Here is a 4,662-nt window from a genome sequence, read left to right on the forward strand (position 1 = left end):
CTCCGCCCCCCTCACGACCGCCCCCATGACCAGCACTCCGCGGTGATGACACCACTTCTCGGCGGACGCGGCCGGCCCGACTGGGCGACCGAGCCGGGTCTCGTACCCGCAGGGTGGTCACGATGCGTCGACCAGGCGATCATCATCATGGGAACGGTCCTCACTGACGGTAGGTAAAATGGAACCGTTACACCATCGTCCAGCCGGCGTCGGGTGGTCATCCCCCTCAGCACGAAGAAGCTGTTCACCCGTCCCGACCGCACGTGAGCTGGGAAAACACCGGCGGGAACGGCTGTCTTTTCGCTCGTTGCCGGCTCCTACTCCGCCGGGGGCGTGATCGCTTCACTACCGGGGAGGCGTCGGGGGTGCGAGACGAGTGAGGTCTCGGAAAAGCGGTAATGGCGACCGCGTTACCGGAGTGTTCAGGTGGATACGTCCGGCTTGATCGCGGTGATGTAGGTGATGGATGTCTTGAGGAGGATGGGGCGTCGGCGGACGGTCGAGCGCCAGGCTTCGGAGTACCTTCGCGCGAAGGCGATGCCCAGGGTCCGGCCAATCACCTGCAAGGTGGACTCGCCGGCCGGGCCTGGGGTGTGCAGCGCGGCTTCGGCGGCGATCACATTCTCCAGCGGGGCGGTGACGGTGTCCTCGGTGTACTCGACCTCGGCGAGCCCTGCGAGACGCGCGTTTCCGACCGCCTGGGCCGGGGTGAAGGCGTGGGCAGCTGGCCGAACGGCGGCCATGGCCTTCTCGGCACGGCTGAGGTCGTGGGCGCTGAGCCCGTCGAGCTCGATGGGCTGACGTCGGCCGAGCAGGAGCTCGCAGACCGACAGGCGGCCCCCCGGTTTGAGGACCCGGTTGATGTCGATCAGCATCCGGCGGGGATGGCGCAGGTTCGCCAGGACACTGAAACCGATGACCGCGTCGAAGCTGGCGTCGGGCAGGGGCAGGGGCCGTTCCGCGAAATCCCACACCGATCCCCACGTCTGGCCGTTCTCTGGGGTCGGCCGGACCTGGCTCAGCGCCGCAGGGGTGGGGGTCAGTGTCGTGACACTGCCGCCCGGCAGGACGGCCGCGAGCGTCGCGGACGTCAGTTTTGCTCCCAGGCTCAGATCCACCAGGTCCTGCCCGGGACGCACGACGGCACCATCCAGCACGAAGGCCGCCAATGCGGACGGCCGGTGATGGGGATCAGGCCTGTCGTGGCGTTGCACGATCAGCAGATCGGAGTTGGTGTGTTCATTGGCGGAGCGGTTGGATCGGCTGTAGGGCCGGCCGCTTCGCGCGGACTTGGTCGGACGCTTTGCAGTCACAGGTCACTCTTCGGTCGTTGGTGCCGCCCATTTTGGGCAGGCGGTATATACAGGATGATCGCTTTGTTTATTGGGCGTATTTTCCCGAACGTGGGAACGATGTTTCTCTCCGCTGCCGCTAGCGTGAGCTGCGAATAGGGGGTGGCGTCGTTCCTTTTTCGGCAAGTGGTGTGTCGATCTCACTGTCATCGCACGGGGTGTTCGGCGTTCACATCGAGCGGTTTCCTGACTCCAGGTGGAGAGCCGCGGCAGCCATCTGGCTGGTCGTGCCCGGCACCACCTAAGAGTTGAGCGGTGCCATCAGGAGGACGATCAGGAACGCGACGGCGAGCGCAGCGAAGATGAGGAAGACCCAGGAAGGCAGGCGTCCCTCAAAGGGCAGTGCAGATTCCTCGTGTCTGTCACGTGACTGTTCTTCGTCGGGTTCGTGGTCTCCGTCAGGGGCGGGGTGGTCCTGGTCAGGGGGCATGTTCGTGGTCCTTTCTGCTAGACAACTGATTAGAAGGGCGTGCCGTGGCGGGTGGCTGTGGGCTGGCCGCGTTGTCGCGGCTGCGCCGACGTGGGACGGAATTCGCCGCGGCGTGGCTGGCGGGGGTAGCGGCGTTTACCGAGGGTGTCGGTGCACGCCGAAAGCGTTCAGGGGTGCCACGGTTTCGGCGCTGCCGGCGGGTGGCGCATGGCCGTGGATTGCACGGTGCCGCACGGGACCATCGGCGTGCCGGCATGTGCGAGTCCCTTGGCAGAGGTGGGCATAGCCGGGGCGCGGGGATTCCGTCCAGCGTTTCGAGGGTCATGGCGACTTTGTCGACCTGGTGGCGGGCCTCTTCGAGGTCCAGTCCGGAGGCGGCGACGCGGTCGTAAGCGTCCAGAGCCGCGCACAGGGCGGACCAGTGCGCCCCGGCACGGTCGATAGGAGGAGCGAGGGCGGCGAGGACGTCCGCCAGCGTGGCGGGTGGGAGGAGGTCACCCATGCGAGCGAGCAGGACGATGGGGCAGAGGGCAGGTGGGACAGCATGGTGGCATCGGCATCGGCATCGACTTCGCGTGTGGGGACGGGAGGCGGTGCGCACAGCGAGGCGCTCGGTGCGTCGTGGAAAGCCGTGACACCGGGTGAATCAGGAGGATGTCCGTGGGATGGGGGTGGCTGGGCGGTCCCAGCCGGTCTCGGTGTACGGCGTGACCGTGAGCAACCTCGGAAGGGTCTCGGCGTCCCAGGGGGCCAGCCGGCCCGGGGGTCTGCCTGGGGATGCCCTTTGAGGGCGAGCACTGTGTGCGGGTCCGCAGTGCGGCTGGTCGAGGCTGACGCTGAAGACCAGACGGATCGCGGCGTGCGCGGCGGTCCTGTGCGCGCTGACGTGAGCCAGCAGAAGGTCGCGTGCGGCGACCTTGATCCCCAGGTCCCTCCCGGCGAAGAGGGCGAGGTAGTGCTGAGGTGGAGCATCGAAGTGCAGCGCTGTTGCCGGTAGGCCCCACAATCCGTTGGCGGCCTGCCGCAACAGGATTCGCCCTGTCTGGTCGATCAGGAGCAGGTGGGCGGTGACCGCCACCGGGGCCGCGCGTGCACTGTCTGCTGGCCGGACGGGGTCGGGCACTGAGGCAGCGAGGGCGCCGGTGTCCCGAGGCCCGGCGTTTGGGGGTGCCGCCGCCGTGCGGTTGCGCGGGTCGCAGGGGCTGCTGAGGGCCGTCGTCAGCGTCTCGGGAGCGGCACGGGGTGCGTCACACGGGGTCATGTCGTTCGAGGCCCGGCCCGCCCGGGGCGTTGTGGACTCTGGCGACCGCGCGGGTGAGCGCGGCGGCGAGGGCGGTGGCTTCGTCAAGGGTGAGCGCTTCGCTGGCTCTCCCTTCCGGACCGAGTCCGAGCCAGATCATGGGCTGGTGGGTGGTCGTGGCGGTGATGTGCTGCTCGATCGCCGTCTGGATCTCGGTTCGTTCCCGCAGCCCAGGGAGCTGCGGGAGGGGCAGGACGGTGAACTCGGAGTAGTGGTAGTCGCCTGGACCTTCCGGTTCGAGATGCAGGTGGCCGGACGCATATTTGCACCACGGCGGGCAGGAACGGTCAGCGTCCCTGGTCATGGCATGCCTGCCGATCCGATGCGGCGATCGACCGCAGGCTCGCCGCATCCCTCCGACACCGCGGCGCGCCGTATTCTCGGCGGCCGGCGCCGAGAATACGGCCGGTTTGACGGCGCGGATCTCGGGTGGCGGAGATGGTCACATGGTGTGACGTAGGAGATCCTCTTCACGGGAGGGGCCCTCACTGACGGTGGGCAATCCGGGACTTCTACACCATCGCCCGGCCGCGCCAGATAGTCATTCCCTTCAGTGCGAAGAAGCTGTTCGTCCCTTCAGACCCGACTTGAGCTGGGGAAACTCTCGCGGGATCGACTCTCACTTCGTGGCAGTCCCGGGCTATACGCCCCGAAGGATGATCGACCCACACCGGACACGGCAGCGGAATCACGGGACGAGCGGCGGCCATGGGTGCGTGCGGCGGGCATGTCTCGGGAGGAGATCGCGTTCACATGCCACGGCCGGCTCCCCGGCGTCGCCTGCGGCTGGACCACCGTCATCAGAAATCGGCTTCCCCGGATCGTCGTGGCGACTACCGGGGCTGGTCGTGCCGCCCGACGAGCCGGCCCGCGACGGTGACCAGCAGGACCAGCAACAGGAGGCCCACGCCGAGGGCGGCTTACTGCCCGAGTCGGGTAGAGAGGGAGGCCGCTGGGCTATTTCGCCGACGACGACCACGATCGCGACGGCGAGGACGGCGCCGAGCCCGACCAGACGGGCCACTACTGCGACGCACGGTTCCCCCACGAAGCGATAGCCCTCTCTGCACGCATTCGTGCAGGTCCCGGAGACAGGACGCCTCGAACCGATCGTTCGTCATGGAGGGAATGACCACTGGGCGCGGTCTGAGCGATGGTGTGACGGTTTCCGCTTCCACCGTGACGAAGGATCACCCGATGTCCACCGCTCCTGACCGCAGCCCTGCTGCGCTGCTGTCCCGCAAGACCACGCGGGTGTCCTAGCCGGTGTCGCACTGGCACGCACCTGGAGCGGTGCCATCACCGATATCGCCCCATCTACAGACCCAACGGCAGGCCCGCGGCGACGGGGGCCGGCTGTAGCTCGCCGTCGATCGCTTCACGTCCCTGACCGACGCCGCGCCATGGTCGTCGCCCGGCTCTCCCGCCGCCCTGCCCAGCGCGTATCTGAAGAGGAATCTGAATGACCGTGTCAAGCCGCCGCGGTAGCGGGTCGCGGCGCGGTCGGTGTGAACGTGCGGCCGTCACGCAGCAGAGCCCACAGGACGTCGACGAGGCGGCGGGCGAGGGCGAGCAGGGCC

Annotated in this window: 2 protein-coding genes; both read right to left on the reverse strand. The window is 68.0% G+C overall.

Going from position 1 to position 4,662, the window contains the following annotated elements:
* Positions 1–422 precede the first annotated feature (422 nt).
* Complete coding sequence (locus AB1460_RS35790) at positions 423–1,313, reverse strand: methyltransferase domain-containing protein (protein WP_368966885.1); 891 nt, start codon at positions 1,311–1,313, stop codon at positions 423–425.
* A gap of 1,716 nt (positions 1,314–3,029) precedes the next feature.
* Positions 3,030–3,386 carry a DUF6907 domain-containing protein gene (locus tag AB1460_RS35795; RefSeq protein WP_368966886.1) on the reverse strand — a complete coding sequence of 119 codons (357 nt, stop codon included), beginning with the start codon at positions 3,384–3,386 and terminating at the stop codon, positions 3,030–3,032.
* Positions 3,387–4,662 lie beyond the last annotated feature (1,276 nt).

The organism is Parafrankia sp. FMc2, from assembly GCF_041008525.1.
In the GTDB taxonomy this organism is placed as follows: domain Bacteria; phylum Actinomycetota; class Actinomycetes; order Frankiales; family Frankiaceae; genus Parafrankia.

Coding starts and splice junctions, on each gene's coding strand:
- AB1460_RS35795 (WP_368966886.1), bottom strand. CDS start 3,386: ATGACCAGGGACGCTGACCGTTCCTGCCCGCCGTGGTGCAAATATGCG.